Source organism: Brachyspira pilosicoli, assembly GCF_008016535.1.
Lineage (GTDB): Bacteria > Spirochaetota > Brachyspiria > Brachyspirales > Brachyspiraceae > Brachyspira > Brachyspira pilosicoli_A.
The window spans coordinates 1-19,160 of record NZ_SAXY01000070.1; the positions used below are offsets into that span (position 1 = coordinate 1).

Genomic DNA, 19,160 nt, shown 5'->3' on the forward strand with positions numbered 1-19,160 from the left:
TCTCCAGAAAAACAGTTTATCAATTCACTGCTGTAGATTTAGCTACACGTTATAGTTGGAGGCAAATCTATGAGGATAAAACACCTTATAGTGCTTTATCTTTCTTAAAATATGTCTTAAAAACTTCACCTTTTAAGATACAGGCTATACAAACGGACAATGGTATAGAATATACTTATCGCTGTATTAATACTCCTAAAATAAATATTTTTGATGAATACTGCTTAAAAAATAAATTAGAGAGGAGATATATTCCTATAGCAACACCAAGATACAATGGCGTAGTAGAAAGAGTACACGGCATAGACGAAAGAGAATTTTATTCACGATTAAATAAAAATATCACAGTAGAATTATTGAGAGAAAAATTAAAAGAATATACACATTTTTATAACAATCAAAGATTGATTTCTTCGTTAGGTTATATTACAATCAAAGAAAGAATCAAAAATATTATAGCAAGTAAAAGTACAATATCTATGGCTCCATGACAATATCTTTAAATAAAAATAAAAAAAGGAGGCTTTATTCAAGCCCCCTATTATTTTTAACTAATTAAATTATCAATTAATAATTTTCAACTCTAACTTCAAAGAATTTTTTAGCATGTTTACAAGCAGGACAAATTTCAGGAGCAGTTTCACCTTCATATATATATCCGCAGTTTCTGCATTTCCATTGAACTTTAGTATTCTTTTTAAAAACTGTACCATTTTTTACAGCTTCTCTTAATTTAGCATAACGCTCTCTATGTTCTCTTTCAACATCACCGATTAATTTCATAGAATGAGCAATTTCATCGAAACCTTCAGCAGCAGCTTCTTTAGACATAGTAGGATACATTTCTTCATACTCATAGTTTTCGCCTTCCCAAGCAGCTTGTAAGTTTTGAAGAGTATCACCTATACCATTAAGATATTTAAAATGCACTTTAGCATGCTCTCTTTCATTTTCTGCTGTTTCAAGGAATATTGCAGCTATTTGCTCATAACCTTCATTTCTAGCAACGCTTGCAAAATATGTATACTTATTCCTAGCCATAGATTCGCCAGCAAAAGCATCATGTAAATTCTTTTCTGTTTTTGTTCCTTTCAAATCTTTCATTTTTATTTCCCCTTAAATTGTATAATTAAAAAATTAAGTTATTTTGCCTTATTTAATCTTTCTGCAACATAATCCCAATTTACTAAATGTTCTACAAAAGTAGTAAGGAAATCAGGTCTTCTGTTTTGATAATCTAAATAATAAGCATGTTCCCAAACATCGCAAGTTAAAACACCATGTACTTTATCAGCAACAGGGTTCATAGCATTAGCATATTTTCTAACTTCTAATTTGCCATTATTTAATACCAACCATACCCAACCAGAACCAAATTGTGTTTTACCGCCTGTAGTGAATGCTTCTTTAAAAGCATCAAAACTGCCGAAATCTGCTTCTATTTTACTTTTTACTTCAGCAGGTATAGCAACATCTTTCTTTAACATTTTGAAAAACTCTTCATGGTTATAAACCTGACCAGCATTATTAAATAATGCTTGCTTTTCACTATTGTTATGAGAAAGAAGTATTAACTCTTCTATACTTTTTCCTTCTAATGATTTGTCTTTAGATACTAAATCATTAACTGTTGTTACATAAGCATTTAAGTGTTTGCCATGATGGAAGTCTAAAGTATTTGAAGACATATATGGTGCTAAATCTTCTTTACCATAAGGCAATTTCATTAATTCAAACATATTTCATCTCCTTTATTTATTAAACATTAAAAATATTAAACTATTTTTTATTTATGTCAAGCGTATTTATTAAATAATACGATTAACTTATTAGTAATATATATTAATAAGGCATGCCAATTATAATTGACATGCCTTAAGTTATTTGTTATTTTTATTATTGTGCTGTTTCTGTATTTTCTGTAGTAGTTGTTGTTGTAGTATTTGCTGTATTAGCTTCGTTTGCTTCTCCTTCTTTATAAACAGGAGCTACTTCTCTAGATAATATTTCATCTTCTGTATTAGCATATACAAAACCTAACTCATCATAATATTTAGAATATATAGCTCTAAATCTGTCAGAAGTTGTATATAATATTTTATGATATTTAGTGATAAGAAGTTTATACTTAGCAGATTTAATATTTTCATCTTCATTTTTCAAAGTAGTTAAATCCCATAAGTTATTAAACATTTCATTAAGATAATAAACTTTTCTAATATCACCAGTATTTACATTGTTAGCTAATAAATAATTAACGCCAGCTAAATAAGTATTGAGCATTATTAAATTGCTAGCAGAGTTTTGATTATTTATTTCATTTTCTAAAGCTTTATTGAAGTGATATCTGCTTACTGAATAATAACTAGGAGAACCTTTGAATAAATTAAGTATACCAGCATAAAGATTTAACTCATAATCACTTTTAGCAAGTTCATTAGTTTTACCTAAAATTTCATAAATAGGCCTAACATCTTCATACAAATTAATAGCTTTGTAAACTTCTTTAAGACCTAAATCAACATTGTTATCACCAGATATAGGTCTAGCTACTAAATCATAATAGTTAATAGCATTATAAAACATTTCATTAGTATCTGTAAAATTCACATTAGTATAATTTTGTAATATTTTATTAGCTTTATATAACACTCTAAAAAGATAATCATCTTTTATAACATTTAAATTAGTTTGAAGAAGATTATACTCTCTATCTAAATTAGCATCGTCTACATTTCTCAAATCTGCAAAATTAGGTGAGAAAGGCACTATACCTTCTACAGTATTTGTATTTTCTGTTGCAGCAGTATCGGCAGTAGTTTGCTCTTGAGTTGTTGTCTGCTGTTCAGTAGTTTGTTGTGCTTCATCCTGAGCATAAACAAGATTTAATGATAAAATCATTACACTTAATACAAGAAATAGCTTTTTCATGTATAACTCCTATAAGTTTTTAATAATTATTTAGCCATGTATAAATGTTGCTTAAAGCCTTATAAAGTATCATTTTTGGCTGACTATTAGTATTTAATAAAGTATTAATTAAAGAATCTAATTCATCTATAGCCCATATAATACTCATATCGGAAACGGAATTAGGAAGTATATAGCTTCTTTCTTCTATTTCCAGATATTTATCTTCCAAAGATTTTTTTAGAATATTAATCAATTCTCTTATAGTATCTAAAATATCATACTCACCTTCAGAAAGGAGGGTAATGATAGAAGACACTTTTGAGGCATTATTCTTTAAACTTGCATCTATGAAAGACAATAATACTTCCCTAATATTATCGCTTGTATTTGATTTTTTGTCAAGCAAATATTTTATAGCTTTAGACATACTTCCTGAAGAATATTGAAGTGCTAGGGCTGTTTTCTCTTCACTTAGCCTTAATCTCTTCATTAATATTGACCTTAAAGTATTTTCTGAAAGCGATGCAAACTTAAGCTCCATCATACGTGATATTAAAGGCTTCATTCCGTCTTGAACTAATTTATTTGTATCTGAAGTTATCAAAATAAATATATTGTTATCAGATGGCTCTTCTAATGTACGCAAAAATATATTAGGGGCTCTTTTATCCATCAATTCTATACCTTCAATTATTACTACCCTCTTTCTTCCTAATCTTGGTTTTCTGTATGTCATCTCTATTATATTTCTAATTGTGTCTAATGGTATAACTGTATGAATTATATTGTAATGTATTTTCTTTAATGCTGTGAAAAAATCCCCATCTATAGAATATTTCTTTTTGCCGCCTTTTGCTTTTACTATATTGAGTGCATCTTTTGATTTTGTCCTAAAAATAGAATCTATAAACTCAATATTATCTTCATTAAGTTCATTTAATGTATAATTAACAGCCAAATAGTAAGGCTCTATTAAAGCGTATCTCGAACTTTCTTTTTTGTTTCCAAGCATATATTCTTTCGGTTCGCTTAAAGGATAATTATCATAACTGTCAAAAAGCATAGATTCCACTTTATAAAGTATAGAGCGGCATTCTGTATAAAAATTATTAAATAAATGAGGGAGCTTATATTCTAAATATTGATTAAAATATATTTCAGCATTTCTAAATCTCTCATCAGTGCCAGCTACTACTACATCAGGGTGCTTATAATTATCTATCATTTTGCAAGATTCACATTCATCGCAATAAGTGCCGTTATTTCTTTCGCATAAAAGTACCTTAGCATAATTTAAAGCACTTTCATATTTTCCAACTCCCTCTTCTCCATAAAACAAATAAGCATGATGAAGTCTGCCGCTTTTATATATACCAGCCATTATTTTCAAAGGGGTTGTTTGCCCTAATACTTTAGCCAATTATCTCTCTCCATTTTTTTATATTTAATTTATAAATTATAACAAAATTTATAGCAATATAAATTTGATATTTTACATATATATTATATATTATATAGTATAAGAAATAAATTTTTAAGGATTTTATTATGTCATTAGAAAATAACAATAATATATCAAGAGAAGATTTAGAAGAAATGGAAAAAAAGAATAAGAGATTATTCAAAAAAATATTATTAAACTCTGAAAGATTAGACAATGCCGAAGAAGGAATAAATAATTTACAATATCATATAGAAGCCTTAAATAGAAATCTAGATTCTATAAATGACATAGACTTAAAAATAGAAATTCTATTAGAAAAGGCAAATGAGCTAATAGAAGAGAATATTCAAAAAAATGAAATACTAATACAAAATGCTAATAAAAAATTAGAAGAACAAAATAATGAATTTGAAAAATCTATAAATGAAAAGTTTAAAGAAACAATAGAAGAACAAAATATTAAAAATCATGACATCATAAAAAATATTAACGAAGTAATAAATCTAAAATTAGAAGATAACAATATAAAAAACACTAAATTAAATGAAGAGCTATTAAAGAAAACAGCAGAATTATTAGAAGAAAATACTAAGAAAAATGAAATATTAATACAAAATGCAAATAAAAAGCTAGAAGAACAAGGTAGTGAACTTATTAACAATATTAATGATGAAATAAAAGAAAAATTAAAAGAGCAAAACATTAAAAATGAACAATTCATAAAAACTCTTAATGAGATTATGAATACAAAATTAGAAGAACAAGACAAAAAAAATGATGTTAAGTTAGAAGAAAGCAATAAGAAAAATAAAGACATAAATGAAAACATCATAAAAACAACAAATGAAATGCTTGAAAAATATGACAAGAGTCATGAAGTATTAATTGACTACACTAATAAAAAATTGGAAGAGCAAGTTAAAAATAATGATGAGTTCCTAAAAACTATCAATAACTCTATAAATATAAGATTTGAAGAGCAAGATAAAAAGAATAAAGAGTTTAATGAGCTAATAAACAAAAATAATAATGAAATAATAAAAACAACAAATGAGATGCTTGAGAAATATGACAAAAGCCATGAAGTATTGATTGATTATACTAATAAAAAATTAGAAGAGCAATCTAAGAAAAATGATGAGTTTCTCAAGACTATTAATAATTCTATAAATATTAAACTTGAAGAGCAAGACAAAAAAAATAAAGAGTTTAATGAATTAATAAATAAAAATCATAATGAAATAATAGCAAAAACAAATAGTATGATTGAAAAATATGATAAGAGTCATGAAGCTGTTATAGATTATACAAATAGAAAAATAGAAGAACAAGACATTAAAAATAGAGAATTTCTAAAAACTGTAAATAATGCAATGAATGATAAATTGCAAGAGCAGGATAGAAAAAATAGTGAGTTTAATCAATTAATTAATAAGAATTATGATGAAATACTCTCTAAAGCAAATAATATGCTTGAGAAATATGATAAAAGCCATGAAATATTGATAGAGTACACAAATAAAAAGATTGAAGAGCAGAATAATAAAAACAATGAGCTTATAAAAAATATTAATAATACTGTTAACTTAAAAATGGAAGAGCAGGATAGAAAAAACAGAGATTTTAGCAACCATATGGAAACAAGAATGAATGATATGCTAAAAAAATATGACAGAAATTATGATGCATTGATAGAATATACAAATAAAAAAATAGAAGAAAACAGCATAAAAAACACTGATTATATAGCAACTCTAAACAATGCTAAAACTATTATAAATGAGTTCAACAGCGACAAAGAAAAATTAAAAGAATATACAGACAGGCAAATAGAAAAACAAGAGCAAAAAAACAAAGAGTTTAGAGATGATATAACTAAACAATATGATAATATGTTTAGAACAGCAGATGCTATGCTCATAAAGCAAAAAGAGGCAGAATTATCAGAAAAAAATAAAGCAAACAATTTCGCTATAATTATGGGTTCTTTGGCTGCAGTAGTTATAGTAGTTGTTATAGCTTTACAGATATTATAATAACTGATAAATATAATAATATGTATCTTTTTGATAGTGAACAAATAGATAAACTGCATTATGAAAAATATTATTTAGATTTGGGCTATAAATATATTTGCGGTATAGATGAAGTTGGACGCGGTTCGCTTTTTGGAGAGGTTACTGCTTGTGCTGTTATAATGACTTTAGATGATGGTATAATAGAAGAGGCGAACGATTCCAAAAAACTTACCGCCAAAAAAAGAGAAGAGCTTTACACAATTATAACTCAAAAAGCATTATCATATTCACTATATTCTGTGCCTGCAAATATTATAGACAAAATTAATATATATAATGCCACAAAATTAGCTATGCTTAAAGCTGTTGAAAGTTTAAAAGTAAAACCTGATATATTATTAATAGACGCTATGAAAATTGACACAGAAATAAAACAAGAATCTATAATAAAAGGCGATTTAAAATCATACTCTATAGCTTGTGCTAGTATAGTTGCTAAGGTGAGCAGAGATAAAGCTATGAGCATATTATCAGAAAAAAATAAAGAATATGATAAATACAAAATATCAAAAAATAAAGGCTATGGTACAAAAGAGCATATTGAAGCTATAAAAAAATATGGTGCAAGCGATTTACATAGATTATCATTTGAACCTATAAAATCTATAAAAAAAGAAATGAAAGAAGAAAATAGTTTTTTTATATAAAATGCTAAACATTAATAACAAATATTCAAACATCATCATAAGTAGTAAAAACTCTCAAAACATAAAAGAGGGAGATATTGTAAGATATTCTCTTATGCGTAAATTGGATAACAACAGAGCTATTATTAATATAATGGGAAATAAGGTTGTAGCATTATTCAAAGATGGAATGAAGGATAAGGGTTTTGCTGTTATTAATAGAGAAAATGGTAATATAGTATTAAAATTGCTTAAAGATGTAAACAGCATTAAAGAGGCAAGAGAAGCTATGAGTAACAATGCTATAAAAGATACTTTAGTTTTGAACACTAATAAAGAAAATAATAGCGAAGCTGTTGCTATTTTATCAAAAAATTCTATAAAACAAAGCTCTGAAAATATCACCTATTTAGAGAGAGTTATTAAATATATCCCCCAATTAGATGATAAAAAAATGAAGTTTATACTTAATTCTATGTCTAATGGAATATATTTTAGTATAGATGAATTAGAAATGTTTGAGAATATTTTTTCGAAATTTAATAATTTGCATTCTATTATAAAAAACTCTAACAAAAATATTGAAAAAACCGAAATATTACTAACGCTTTTAAAAGAAATTAATGATACTGACAAAAGCTTAAAAAATTATATATCTTCAAATGGAAATTTGAGTGTATGGTTTATGCTCTTTGATATGCTTCAAGATGAATTATCTTCTGATAGTTCTAATATGCTTAATCTTCTTTTAAAGATATTATCCTCAAATAGGGAAAATAAAACTTTTAGAGAAGGTTCTTTTTTAATACCAATACCTTTTATGGTTAATAATGAATTAAAAGAGGTACTTCTTTATATAAATAGAAAAGATAATAAAGCTAAAAGTTTAGAGTTTATAGCTTATGATAATAATAAAGAACTTTGCAAAATAGAAATTGTAAAAGAAAATAAATATATTATTAATCTGCTATTATTTGATAAAAAATTATTTTTAAAATGTAAAAATATAAAAACAAATATAGATGAAGAATTAGAAAAGTTTAATAATATAGAATTGGAGATAAATTATGAAAAAAGAAATTGAAAATGCGGTTGCTTTACTTTATGAGAGAGAAATACATAATGCTCCTATAATAATATCTAAGGGAGAGAAACTCTTAGCTAAAAGAATGATAGAAATAGCTAAAAAAAACAAAGTGCCTATAGTATCAGATGAAGATACTGTAAAAGAGTTAATGCATTTAGAAATAGGAGAAGAGATACCATATTCAGTTTATGAAGCAGTTAGTATAATATTAAAATATGTATATAAATTAAAGGCTGAGTTGTAATAACTATGGAAAAAATAACTAGTGTTAAAGTAGATGATATCAAAACCAAAATTGATAAGCAGGATATTTATATCTATAATGGTTTTATGGCTATTAGCAAATATATAAAATCTATAGATGAAGATATTAAAAGACTAAAAAAATGGGATATAGAAGAAGTATTTATAAAAGACTCTGATGCTAATGCGGAAGGATATCAAACGCCAGAAGATTTTGAGAAGTTTTCTAGAGAATGCCTCGTATACAAAAATATATATTTTAATATTTTAGAAAAAGTGAAAAAAAGTTTAGGTGATTTCAGATACAACAATATAGTTAATATATCTAATTTAAAATCAATAATAGATAGTATATTAGACCTTATTAATAAAAATATGAATGCTGCTATAGCATTATTAAATATTGAAAATTTAAGCAGAGATGATTATTATTATATAAGGTCATTAAATGTATCTATGATATCTTTAATGCTCGGCAAAGTAATGAAATTTCCAGAAGATAAATTACAAAAATTAGGTTTAGGTGCTATATTATATGATATAGGTCTTATTAGAATACAAGATAAAATTTTAAATAAACATGAACAGTTTACGCCAGAAGAATATATTGAAATAAAAAAACATACAGTATTTGGTTATAAAATAATAAAAACAAATTTTAGATTAGAAGAAGAGATAGCAGTTATTCCCTTAGAGCATCATGAACATTATAATGGCAAAGGCTATCCAAGAGGCATTAGCGGCAATCAAATACATTTATATCCAAAAATAGTTGCCGTTGCACATTCTTTAGAAAAAATATTAAAACCTATAAGAATATTAAAAGACAGTCAAAAAACACCTACATATTCTAAAATTGTTAATGGCTCTAGAACTATTGAAACAAAAACATTATCTGATGCTGTAAGAGAAATAATAAAGGGAGCTAATATTAAGTTTGACCCTATAATAGCAAAACTTGTTGTAGGAACTTTCAGTGTTTATCCTGTAGGGACTGTTGTAATTTTAAATGACAATAGGAAGGGGTTAGTATTTGCTACTAATGTCAGTTATCCTATAAGACCAATAATAAAAATAGTATCTGATGCAAATAATAATTTTATTGAAGACGGCGAAGTTATAAATTTGATAGAAACTAATAAATTGCTGATAAGCGGGGTAGATAAAGATAGTAATATTTTAGAGGAGGTAAAGGCAAGACTATTGAATAAAAAAGAAAATAATGACGGCAATTAAATGAAAAGTAAAAAAGAAATAGGCAATCTTGGAGAGGATATTGCCTTAAATTATCTCGAAAATCTTGGGTATGAATTATTAGAGAGAAATTATAAAAGCAGCATAACAAGAGGCGAGATAGATTTAATAATGACAAAAGGAGTTGTTATTGTGTTTGTAGAAGTAAAATATCGAAGACAGGGAAGTTTTGGATATGCAGCTGATTCTATAACAGAGCGTAAAAAACAAAAGCTCTATGATACAGCTGAGGAATACTTAATTAAAAAAGGATTAAGTTTAAGTCAAAAATGTTCCTTTGGGGCAGTTTTAATAGACGATACCAACTATAGTAGAGAAATTTCTTTTGTAGAAGACATTTTTATATAGGGGTATTGTATGAAAACGGCTGTTAAAATCAATTACGAAAAAATAGAAATTTATAAAAAGAAATTAAAAGATAAAAAGTATGTAGATAAAGCTATAGAGAGGCTTGCAGGGCACTTAATTAGTGCTGTTATAGATTAATATAATAAAGGGTATAAAATGAATATAATAGACAGAGGTAAATTAACTTTATTATTAGAAAGTGAAAGCTTAAAATTATTGTCTGATAAATTAGACAATAATTTTGAAAAAGCAGTTAATGAATTATTTAATATTAAAGGAAGAGTAATAACCTCTGGTGTTGGTAAGAGCGGACATATTGCAAGAAAAGCAGCTTCCACTTTCGCTTCAACCGGAACACCTAGTTTTTTCGTTGACCCTAATGAATGTTTGCATGGCGACTTTGGTATGATAACTAAAAATGATTATTTAGTATTATATTCTAAAGGCGGGGAGTCAAGAGAGATAATAGAATTGGTAAATTGGTCTTGCAGACAAAATATACCATATATAGCAATTACTAATGATGAATCCTCTACTCTAGCAAAAAATGCAAAAATCACTTTACTCACACATGTAAAAGAAGAGGCTTGTCCTTTAAAATTGGCACCTACTGTTAGTACAACTACTTCTTTAGCTTTATCTGATGCTTTGGCTACTGCTTTAATGGAAGTGAGAGGATTTAAAGCTGAAGACTTTGCAATATTTCATCCGGGCGGAAGTTTGGGTAGGCAATTAGCTAAAGTAAAAACTATTATGCATACTGATAACTTGCCAATTATAAATTTAGAAACTTCTCTATATGATGCACTATTTAAAATCATAGAATGTAAACTCGGTATTGCAATTATTACAGATGATAACAACATTCTTAAAGGCATTATTGTAGATGGTGATTTAAAAAGATTATTGGTAAAAGACAAACAAATAGAAAATATTCTAAAAACAAAAGTAAAAGATATAATGAATAACAACCCTAAAGTAATATATCAAGATACACTTATAGGTGAAGCCTTGCATTTAATGGAAGGAAAAATTACTAATCTTGTAGTTGTTGAAGATACTAAAGAAGGCAAAAAACCTATAGGTATAGTTCATATACATGATATTCTAAAAATAAAGGCTTTTTAAACTTCTAAATAACCTTTATCTAATAAAGACTTTTTAATTCTATTCGTTTCTAATTTATCATCAGTAGTAACTGTGATATATTTTAAACTATCCATAGTGGATAATTTTTCTATATTAAAACCTTTAACATTTTCTAGTATAAGTATTTTAATTTTGTTATTATTAAATATTGCTTCTAAATCTTCCAAACTTCTCAAATTTCTTAATATTACTTTTTCTAAGTTTTCTAATTTTGATAAATCTGGTATATATTTTAATTCTGATATAGAGTTTAATTCTATTATTCTTAAGTTTTTTAAATCATTTAAAAAATCTAAAGTATTTATACCCTTACCTTTCTCAATATATATCTCTTCTAAATTTGGCATTCTTTTTGGAAGCTCTTCAATATGAGTGGCAGATGAGAGTATTGATAATTTTTTTAGTTGACTCATCTTAGTAAAATGTTCCACTCTAATATTTGAAGCCCCTATATCACAAAAACTTTTTCTATTTTCTATATAAACAGAATGTTTAAGACTAAAACCATTCTCTAAATAAAAACTGCTGAGTGTTTCAATGCTGTCAAGCGGGCTTAAAGCAATATCTTTATCAACATTTCCATTAATATGCAAACTTATCAAATTTCCAAGCCTTGAAAAAACATTTAAATTGCTTATAGGATTTTTAAGAGATGCATAAAATATTAAGTTCCTCACTTCTGGTATAAACTTAACAATATCTTCTCCAGATAAATTAGAGCTACTGTCTTTTTCTGAAGAAATGTTTAAAAAGAAATCAGGCCTCTCTTTTAATACATCATTTAAAAAAGGTATCATGTCTTTTGATATGCCGCTATCATCTATAAATAAAGATATTGTATCTTTTGAAGTTTTTAATTCTAATAAATCATTTTCATTTAATGATGAGATTTTTACGTTTTTCATAATTCCTCCATATAAATAAAAACTAAAGCACAGGTGCAATAATTCTACAAGCTGAATTTCTAAGCCTAATCAAAATAGGCTGCTTTTTATATTCCTCCATAGTTATTTTATGAGCTCTTGAAATATCATCTTTAAAAATACTTTCAAATTCTAAAGCAGTATCTATATCATATATAACCGCATTCATCTCATAATGCAAATAAAAACTTCTTATATCCATATTGCAAGTACCAGAAGATACAATCCTTCCATCTATAACACAAAACTTGCTATGCAAAAAACCGCTCTCATACAAATAAATATTAACACCCGCATTAAGAAGTGTCTCAAAATAAGTTTGAGCGACCCACCAAGCTACTAATTTATCAGGCTTACCCGTAATCATTAAATTAACATTTATTCCAGATAAAGCAGCATTCTCCAAATTATGCAAAAAACCATCATCAGGTACAAAATATGGACTTTCTATATAAATACTCTCTTTAGCATCAGCTATCATTTTTGAATAAATCTTTTGTATAGAATCCCATTTAGAATCAGGTCCAGAAGATATTATTTGCATAGGAAGATATTTATCTGTAGTTGAAGAAGGAAATAATTCCTGCATCAATGAAGAGCCATTATCCATCAAATTATCTAAATCTCTTCCGCCTGCATTATGCCAATCACATACAAAAACATTCTGTATAAGATTACAAGCATCACCCACTATACGCATATGAGTATCTCTCCAAGAAGCAAATCTCTTTCCGCCGTCAATATATTCCTGTCCTAAATTCATTCCCCCCATATAAGCAACTATTCCGTCTATAACTACTATCTTTCTGTGATTGCGGTAATTAACATATCTAGTCCAAAATATAGAAAATGGATCATGATAATATAAAAACTCTATACCATTTTCTTTAAGTTCTTTTTTATATTTTCTGCTTATTCTAAGCATAGAGCCAAGTCCGTCAAATATAAGCCTAACCTTAACTCCTTCTTTGGATTTTTTTATTAGTATATCTTTTATTTTATTTCCTAATTCATCACTTCTCCATATAAAGTATTCCATGTGTATTGTTTTTTCAGCGAGCTTTAAATTGCTAATTAAATCGTCAAATAAATCTTTACCTTCGTCAAAAACATAAACTTGATTTTGAATAGTTATAGGAGAATATCCGCTTTTTATTGCAAGCTTTACCAAATTAGTATGCTTTGCATAATTACCGCCCATATTATCTATAATATTCATTTGCTCTTCAAGCAAAGAAGAAAAATGTTTTCTTATCATATCTTCAGGAAGTTTTGCAGAAAGTTTTCTTCTAGATTTTTTCCAATTTACACCTAAGAATAAATAAAAAATAGCACCAACATATGGTAAAAACACTAACACAGTAAGCCAAGCTATAAAAGAATAAGGCGGTCTATTTTCAAGAAGCATTTTTATTGCTATTAATATGACATATAGAAAAAATATAATAGTCAATATATAAATAAACATTTAATTAAAATCTCTAAGTTAAACATTATATATTATTATCTATAGTATATAAGACAAAAATAAAAAGTCAATGAATGCCATATTATAATTTTTTATTTAAAATATTTTTATTTTGTGATAAACTTTAGTACATACTAAAAATTTTAAAGTTGATAATTTTGTTATTGTTCTTTTTCCCGCCTTCGCTGTGCGGACTTCGTCAAAGAACCAAAAAATGCAAATAATACTAAATCATATAATTATGGTTGATTGCAAATATAAATTATTAAATTAAACTTAAATATAGCCTTTTTGCTTCTTTGTGGCACGCCGCAAGGGCACTTCCTTCGGTCGCCCTGAAGGACTCCTTTCAGTCGCAAAAGAAGTGGGGTGTGGGGCAAAGCCCCACAAATATTTAAAATTATATATTAAAAAAATAGGAATAAAAATGGATAACAAAAAATTAGAAAGCACTGAAGAAGCTCTTTTTTCTCATGTATATTTTTATAAAATTTTATTTAAAGATAAACCGCAATTACCAAATATAGAATTGGTAAAACAAAAATTAAGAGCTGTATATAATAATATAGAAACAATCTCTGAAGATAAAAACCTATACAGCATAATGATTAATGACATTAAAGTAAAATTTCAAGATAATAAAGAATTGGGGGTTCAAGTTTTTATGTATGAGCCTATAGAGTTTGATTATAACAGCATAAGCGATGAAGTTTATAATCAGGCTTGGGATATAAAAGATGCTAAAGAACTATTAAAAGAATGTAAATATCAAGTGATGTTAAGTGACTTTTTGGCTGGCGGATTAGATTACAAAGATAGAACTACCCTACTCAATAATTGGCTTAATATAACATTAAATCTTTTTCCTGATGCTGCTGCCGTATATAATGAACAAAGCGGCAAAATTTTACTTAGAGAACAATTATTAAAAAATCAATATCCAAAAAATTTAAGATTCTTATATTCAGGATTAAATATTAGATTTTTCAAAGTGCAAGATACTAATGATATGATAGTTGATACCTTTGGGCTTTATTCCATAGGGCTTTCTGATATCCAATACCATTTTCATGATTTAAACCCAAACAATATAATACAGCATGCTATGAATATTGCTGCATATATATTTGAAAATGGAAACATTATAAAAAGTAATGATGAAATAGAGAGTATATTTAATGGCGTAAAATGGTTATGCAGATACGAAAAATCTTTAACTAAACCGTATAGAGAGATATTAGATATTAACACTCTTGAATATGCTTCTGGAAAAAGAAATTAAATGTATAAAAAAATAAACAAAAAACAATAAATTTTTTAAATAAATTCAAAATAAAGTATTGACATATTCTAAAAATATGTTAGAATAAACTAACAATTAGTTAGAGATATTAGTTGTTTTAAGCAAATTCTTTTGTATCCTTAAATTGATACAATATATTTTATAACCTTCATTTAATTAAACTGTTTTGGCACCTTTACAATAGTAGGGGTGCTGATTTTTTATTAACATCAAACAAACCCAACAACAAAAACATCTATTTGACATTATCTCTTTTACTGCTATAATAAAAATATTATGAAAGTGATTAAATTATTAAGAAGAATAGATAAAAAAGGTCAAGTAAGCATAAAAGACTATAAAGCTGAATATGTTGAAAACAAAAAAGATAAATTAAGATTTGATAAAATGCTCCATAAGGCTAGTTCTATGGGGCTTATAATAAAGAAAGGCGATATATTAAAACTCACAAAAGAGGGAAAGTATTATTTAGATTCGAGCAGTAATGAAAGAGATATAAAACAAATATCAAAAAAACAAGAATTAAAAAAAGGATATCCAAAAAAAACAGCTAAAAAAGAAAACAGCACTAAAACCAATGTTATAGAAAAGCCCGATATAAAAGTAGAAATAAACAATGCCAAAAAAGATGCTGAGATAGTAGCTAATGCATATAATATACCTACTGATTTTCCAAAGAAATGCCTTGAAGAGGCTAAACTGCTTCCAGACAGTATGGAAAATGTGGGGCTTGAATTTGACAGAATAGATTTAAGAGATATAAGAACTGTAACAATAGACGGAGCTGATTCTAAAGATTTTGATGATGCTATAAGTGTAGAGAAATTAAATGACGGATACAAAATAGGCGTACACATTGCAGATGTAAGTTTTTTTGTAGCTGAAGGTTCTGCATTAGATAGGGAAGCTAGAAAAAGAGGAAATAGCGTTTACTTAATTGATACAGTTTACCCAATGTTTCCGCATGAGCTTTCAAATGGAATATGTTCTTTGAATGAAGGTGTGAGCAGATTCACAATGACAGTGTTTATCACAATAGATAATAAAGGAAATATAAAAGAAAGCACTTTTCACAAAAGCGTTATAAAGTCAAGTAGAAGATTAACTTACGATTATACACAAGATGTTTTGGACGGTATAGAACAAGATGAAGATTGGCTATTAGAACTTTTAAAAAATGCTGATGACATAAAAAAAATACTTCTTCAAAAAAGAATAGATAACGGAAGCATAGAGTTTAACCTTAATGAAACACAAATAATATTAGATAAAGGCGGAAACCCAAAAGACTTTTTTATAGGTGAGAGAAAAGAAACCCATAAAATAATAGAAGAGTTTATGCTTCTTGCAAACTGCGAAGTTGCTAAGAGATTAAAAAATGTAAAAGGTGCTATTTATAGAGTGCATGATAGTCCAGATTCTGAAAAGCTAGACACATTTAGAAGAATAGCATTTAACAGAGGCTACAGACTTACAAGCGACACTGAAGGTAATTTGGATTTTCATTCATTTATAGAGTCAATAATAGGTAAACCCGATGAAAAACTATTGCTTACTCTACTCTTACGCTCTATGAAGCAAGCTATATATGATATTAATAATATAGGGCATTTCGGTCTTGGTTTTGAATATTATACTCACTTCACTTCGCCTATAAGAAGATATACAGATTTACTTACTCATAGACTTTTAAAACTATCATTAGAAGGGGCTCAAAATATAAAACCTTCTATGCAAAAGATGTTTGATAATTGTGCTAAATGGTGCTCTAGAACAGAGAGAGTTGCTGTGGAATGCGAAAGAAGTTTGTATAAAGTAAAAGCTGTGAGGTTTATGAAAGACAAAATAGGCAAAGAATATAACGGCATCATAAGCGGCATCACTAAATTTGGCATATTTGTTGAAATAGAAGATAGAGGAATAGAGGGCTTAATAAGATATGCAGATTTGAGACATCATTATCATTATGATGAAAATGAGCAGGCAGCATACAGCAATGAAGAAGCTAAATGGTATACACTTGGAGATAAAATAAGAATAGCTGTTCATAGGGTAAATATAGAAGAGCTATTTATAGACTTTTTGCCTGCAAGCGAATTTGATAATGCATTAGATGACAGAGATATAATAGACAGCAGAGATTTTTTAAAGAAGAAGAAAGGCAGTAAGAATAAAAAAGAAATATATTCAAGAAAATCTAAACCTTTTAAAAACAAAAGCAGAAAAGAAAAAAAGAAATCCAAAAAAAGAAGAAGATAATATTTTAAAAGATTTAAATAATGTATAAGAAATATTTTAACTTGGTAAATAAATCTATATTACTTTACATTTAAAATGAATTTAGTATAATAAAGTTATGATTAATGTTTTGAATGATTATTTTGTGAGATATCTTTTTTCGGATAAAGGAAGCGAAGTAATATTGTTGGATTTTATCAATTCAATAATGCTTGATTCAGAAATGAAAACTTTTAGAGCAGCAGAGATTTTAAATCCTTTTAATTATAAAGAAAATTATGAGAATAAAGAAACTATAGTAGATGTAAAATGTATTACACAAAATGGTACAGTTGTTATAATAGAAATACAGCTGCAAGGCAATTCAAGATTTCCAGAGCGAATACTTTATTATTGGGCTTCTAATTACAGCAAACTTTTAAAACAAGGCGAAAAATATGATGCCCTAACACCTGTAATAAGTATTAATTTGCTCAATTTCAATTTAGATGATAATGAGAGTATACATTCTTGTTATATGATTTACGATACTGTTAATAAGAGGCTATTAACAGACCATTTGCAAATTCATATAATAGAGCTTAAAAAATTTAGGTATGATTTATTAAAGCCCGATTTAAACTGTTGGTTAAAATTTTTTACTATTAAAAATAATAAGGAGGAAGTTATGTCTGATTTAGTAAAAGAAAAACCTATAATGGAAGAAGTACAAAGAAGATATAATAACTTTATTAAAGATAGATTAATGATGAACGAGTATGATAAGAGAGAAGCATATTTATACGGCAATCAAATAATGCTTGAAGAAGAAAGAAGATTGGGAATAGAACAAGGCATAGAACAAGGCATAGAACAAGGCATAGAGCAAGGCATAGAGCAAGGCGAAAAAAACAAAGCAATATCTATGGCAAAAAACATGAAAGCAAGAGATATGGATATAAAACTCATAAGCGAATTAACAGGCTTGAGCATAGAGGAAATAGAAAAATTGTAATTAATAATATCATTTAGTTTGTTAATTTTGTCGATAATATGATTCTCAATCGGAGGCAATGGAATTAATATCTTTTTAATAATAAACAAAATTATATTAGCTTTACATTTAAAATGAATTTAGTATAATAAAACTATGAAAGATTTAGATAAATTAAAACAGATATTAAATGAACCTGTTACAATAAATAATTTAAATAGAATTAATGATTATTTTATTAGATATTTGTTTTCTCATAGAGGTAATGAAAATATAGCTTTAAACTTTATTAATGCCGTGTTTAAAGATTTAGACTTTGAAACTTTTAAGAAAATAGAAATACTCAATCCATTTAATATAGCAGAAAATTATGATGAAAAAGAATCAATAGTTGATATAAAAGCAACAACTGAAACAGGAATAACCGTATTAATAGAGATACAAGCAAGAGGCAATGAAAACTTTATAAAAAGAACTTTATATTATTGGGCATACAATTACAGCAGCAATTTAAATAGAGGTTCTATTTATGATGAATTAAAAGCGGTTGTAAGTATTAATATTACAAACTTTATTCTTACAGATGAAAACAAAGTTCATAGCTGTTATGTTTTAAAAGAGTTAAATAATAATAAAATTCTCACCGACCATTGTCAATTACATTTTATAGAGCTTCCAAAATTCAACGTAAAAAATATAACTAAAATGGAAGAACTGCATAAAGATTTTATTTCTTGGATAAAGTTTTTTAAAGGAGATAATATGTCAAACTTAATAAAAGAAAACACTATATTTGAAGAAGTAGAAAATAAATGCAATACATTTGTTAATGACAGACCAGTAATGGACAAATATAAAAAACGAGAAGTAGATGCATATTTTTTTGACAGAAGTATGGAATTAGATTTAAAAAAAGCAAAAGAAGAAGGCATAGAACAAGGCGAAAAAAACAAAGCAATATCTATGGCAAAAAACATGAAAGCAAGAGATATGGATATAAAACTCATAAGCGAATTAACAGGCCTGAGCATAGAGGAAATAGAAAAATTGTAATTAATAATATCATTTAGTTTGTTAATTTTGTCGATAATATGATTCTCAATCGGTGGTAAT

19 protein-coding genes are annotated in these 19,160 nt (G+C 26.9%); 13 read left to right on the top strand and 6 right to left on the bottom strand.

Annotated features, from left to right (window positions below):
- Window positions 1-491: integrase core domain-containing protein (locus EPJ72_RS11330; protein ID WP_147732248.1), on the top strand; the 491-nt coding region annotated here is incomplete at its 5' end.
- A 76-nt stretch (window positions 492-567) separates the two neighbouring features.
- On the opposite strand, the gene rbr is transcribed toward EPJ72_RS11330, so the two are convergent.
- The 4 genes from rbr to EPJ72_RS11350 all read right to left on the bottom strand — a co-directional run bounded on the left by rbr (window position 568) and on the right by EPJ72_RS11350 (window position 4,333).
- Window positions 568-1,104 (bottom strand): rubrerythrin, encoded by a 537-nt coding sequence (rbr, locus tag EPJ72_RS11335; protein WP_147732249.1) that lies wholly within the window; start codon window positions 1,102-1,104, stop codon window positions 568-570.
- Between the two features lie 38 nt (window positions 1,105-1,142).
- Window positions 1,143-1,739: a superoxide dismutase gene (locus tag EPJ72_RS11340; protein WP_147732250.1), complete on the bottom strand. Its 597-nt coding sequence runs from the start codon at window positions 1,737-1,739 to the stop codon at window positions 1,143-1,145.
- A gap of 157 nt (window positions 1,740-1,896) precedes the next feature.
- Window positions 1,897-2,931, bottom strand: coding sequence for a hypothetical protein (locus EPJ72_RS11345; protein WP_147732251.1), 1,035 nt, complete (start codon window positions 2,929-2,931; stop codon window positions 1,897-1,899).
- A gap of 19 nt (window positions 2,932-2,950) precedes the next feature.
- The gene (locus EPJ72_RS11350; RefSeq protein ID WP_147732252.1) at window positions 2,951-4,333 is read right to left on the bottom strand and encodes a DNA polymerase III subunit delta'; all 1,383 of its coding nucleotides are present in this window, start codon (window positions 4,331-4,333) and stop codon (window positions 2,951-2,953) included.
- Between the two features lie 128 nt (window positions 4,334-4,461).
- Between EPJ72_RS11350 and EPJ72_RS11355 the strand changes: the two genes are divergently transcribed.
- From EPJ72_RS11355 to EPJ72_RS11385, 8 genes are read left to right on the top strand one after another with little or no spacing between them, the layout of a single operon-like run.
- Window positions 4,462-6,393, top strand: a complete 1,932-nt coding sequence (locus tag EPJ72_RS11355; RefSeq protein WP_147732253.1) for a viral A-type inclusion protein — start codon at window positions 4,462-4,464, stop codon at window positions 6,391-6,393.
- Between the two features lie 20 nt (window positions 6,394-6,413).
- Complete coding sequence (locus EPJ72_RS11360; protein ID WP_147732254.1) at window positions 6,414-7,082, top strand: ribonuclease HII; 669 nt, start codon at window positions 6,414-6,416, stop codon at window positions 7,080-7,082.
- Window position 7,083: 1 nt separating this feature from the next.
- Window positions 7,084-8,145: a hypothetical protein gene (locus EPJ72_RS11365; protein ID WP_147732255.1), complete on the top strand. Its 1,062-nt coding sequence runs from the start codon at window positions 7,084-7,086 to the stop codon at window positions 8,143-8,145.
- The gene (locus EPJ72_RS11370; protein WP_147732256.1) at window positions 8,129-8,392 is read left to right on the top strand and encodes an EscU/YscU/HrcU family type III secretion system export apparatus switch protein; all 264 of its coding nucleotides are present in this window, start codon (window positions 8,129-8,131) and stop codon (window positions 8,390-8,392) included. The genes EPJ72_RS11365 and EPJ72_RS11370 overlap by 17 nt, the downstream gene beginning before the upstream one ends.
- Window positions 8,393-8,397: 5 nt before the next feature.
- Entirely contained in the window at window positions 8,398-9,627 is a 1,230-nt protein-coding gene (locus EPJ72_RS11375) for an HD-GYP domain-containing protein (RefSeq protein ID WP_147732257.1), read from the top strand.
- Window positions 9,628-9,993 (top strand): YraN family protein, encoded by a 366-nt coding sequence (locus EPJ72_RS11380; protein WP_147732258.1) that lies wholly within the window; start codon window positions 9,628-9,630, stop codon window positions 9,991-9,993.
- 9 nt (window positions 9,994-10,002) lie between these two features.
- Window positions 10,003-10,131 (top strand): hypothetical protein, encoded by a 129-nt coding sequence (locus EPJ72_RS13665; protein WP_013243798.1) that lies wholly within the window; start codon window positions 10,003-10,005, stop codon window positions 10,129-10,131.
- A gap of 18 nt (window positions 10,132-10,149) precedes the next feature.
- The gene (locus EPJ72_RS11385) at window positions 10,150-11,121 is read left to right on the top strand and encodes a KpsF/GutQ family sugar-phosphate isomerase (RefSeq protein WP_147732259.1); all 972 of its coding nucleotides are present in this window, start codon (window positions 10,150-10,152) and stop codon (window positions 11,119-11,121) included.
- Here EPJ72_RS11385 and EPJ72_RS11390 read toward each other — a convergent pair.
- Window positions 11,118-12,047: a hypothetical protein gene (locus EPJ72_RS11390; RefSeq protein ID WP_147732260.1), complete on the bottom strand. Its 930-nt coding sequence runs from the start codon at window positions 12,045-12,047 to the stop codon at window positions 11,118-11,120. The two genes, EPJ72_RS11385 and EPJ72_RS11390, sit on opposite strands and share 4 nt — an antisense overlap.
- A gap of 22 nt (window positions 12,048-12,069) precedes the next feature.
- Window positions 12,070-13,533 carry a cardiolipin synthase gene (cls, locus tag EPJ72_RS11395; protein ID WP_147732261.1) on the bottom strand — a complete coding sequence of 488 codons (1,464 nt, stop codon included), beginning with the start codon at window positions 13,531-13,533 and terminating at the stop codon, window positions 12,070-12,072.
- A gap of 427 nt (window positions 13,534-13,960) precedes the next feature.
- Here cls and EPJ72_RS11400 point away from each other — a divergent pair, with 427 nt between their 5' ends.
- The 4 genes from EPJ72_RS11400 (at window position 13,961) to EPJ72_RS11415 (ending at window position 19,100) form a co-directional block, all read left to right on the top strand.
- Window positions 13,961-14,815 carry a DUF4261 domain-containing protein gene (locus EPJ72_RS11400; protein ID WP_147732262.1) on the top strand — a complete coding sequence of 285 codons (855 nt, stop codon included), beginning with the start codon at window positions 13,961-13,963 and terminating at the stop codon, window positions 14,813-14,815.
- Between the two features lie 297 nt (window positions 14,816-15,112).
- A complete protein-coding gene (locus tag EPJ72_RS11405; protein ID WP_147732263.1) occupies window positions 15,113-17,095 on the top strand; it encodes a ribonuclease R family protein in 1,983 nt (660 codons plus the stop codon).
- A 97-nt stretch (window positions 17,096-17,192) separates the two neighbouring features.
- A complete protein-coding gene (locus tag EPJ72_RS11410) occupies window positions 17,193-18,068 on the top strand; it encodes an Rpn family recombination-promoting nuclease/putative transposase (protein WP_147732264.1) in 876 nt (291 codons plus the stop codon).
- Window positions 18,069-18,203: 135 nt separating this feature from the next.
- Window positions 18,204-19,100: an Rpn family recombination-promoting nuclease/putative transposase gene (locus EPJ72_RS11415; protein ID WP_147732265.1), complete on the top strand. Its 897-nt coding sequence runs from the start codon at window positions 18,204-18,206 to the stop codon at window positions 19,098-19,100.
- The last annotated feature ends 60 nt before the right edge of the window (window positions 19,101-19,160 follow it).

Coding starts and splice junctions, on each gene's coding strand:
- rbr (WP_147732249.1), bottom strand. CDS start 1,104: ATGAAAGATTTGAAAGGAACAAAAACAGAAAAGAATTTACATGATGCT.
- EPJ72_RS11340 (WP_147732250.1), bottom strand. CDS start 1,739: ATGTTTGAATTAATGAAATTGCCTTATGGTAAAGAAGATTTAGCACCA.
- EPJ72_RS11345 (WP_147732251.1), bottom strand. CDS start 2,931: ATGAAAAAGCTATTTCTTGTATTAAGTGTAATGATTTTATCATTAAAT.
- EPJ72_RS11355 (WP_147732253.1), top strand. CDS start 4,462: ATGTCATTAGAAAATAACAATAATATATCAAGAGAAGATTTAGAAGAA.
- EPJ72_RS11360 (WP_147732254.1), top strand. CDS start 6,414: ATGTATCTTTTTGATAGTGAACAAATAGATAAACTGCATTATGAAAAA.
- EPJ72_RS11365 (WP_147732255.1), top strand. CDS start 7,084: ATGCTAAACATTAATAACAAATATTCAAACATCATCATAAGTAGTAAA.
- EPJ72_RS11370 (WP_147732256.1), top strand. CDS start 8,129: ATGAAAAAAGAAATTGAAAATGCGGTTGCTTTACTTTATGAGAGAGAA.
- EPJ72_RS11375 (WP_147732257.1), top strand. CDS start 8,398: ATGGAAAAAATAACTAGTGTTAAAGTAGATGATATCAAAACCAAAATT.
- EPJ72_RS11380 (WP_147732258.1), top strand. CDS start 9,628: ATGAAAAGTAAAAAAGAAATAGGCAATCTTGGAGAGGATATTGCCTTA.
- EPJ72_RS13665 (WP_013243798.1), top strand. CDS start 10,003: ATGAAAACGGCTGTTAAAATCAATTACGAAAAAATAGAAATTTATAAA.
- EPJ72_RS11385 (WP_147732259.1), top strand. CDS start 10,150: ATGAATATAATAGACAGAGGTAAATTAACTTTATTATTAGAAAGTGAA.
- EPJ72_RS11390 (WP_147732260.1), bottom strand. CDS start 12,047: ATGAAAAACGTAAAAATCTCATCATTAAATGAAAATGATTTATTAGAA.
- cls (WP_147732261.1), bottom strand. CDS start 13,533: ATGTTTATTTATATATTGACTATTATATTTTTTCTATATGTCATATTA.
- EPJ72_RS11400 (WP_147732262.1), top strand. CDS start 13,961: ATGGATAACAAAAAATTAGAAAGCACTGAAGAAGCTCTTTTTTCTCAT.
- EPJ72_RS11405 (WP_147732263.1), top strand. CDS start 15,113: ATGAAAGTGATTAAATTATTAAGAAGAATAGATAAAAAAGGTCAAGTA.
- EPJ72_RS11410 (WP_147732264.1), top strand. CDS start 17,193: ATGATTAATGTTTTGAATGATTATTTTGTGAGATATCTTTTTTCGGAT.
- EPJ72_RS11415 (WP_147732265.1), top strand. CDS start 18,204: ATGAAAGATTTAGATAAATTAAAACAGATATTAAATGAACCTGTTACA.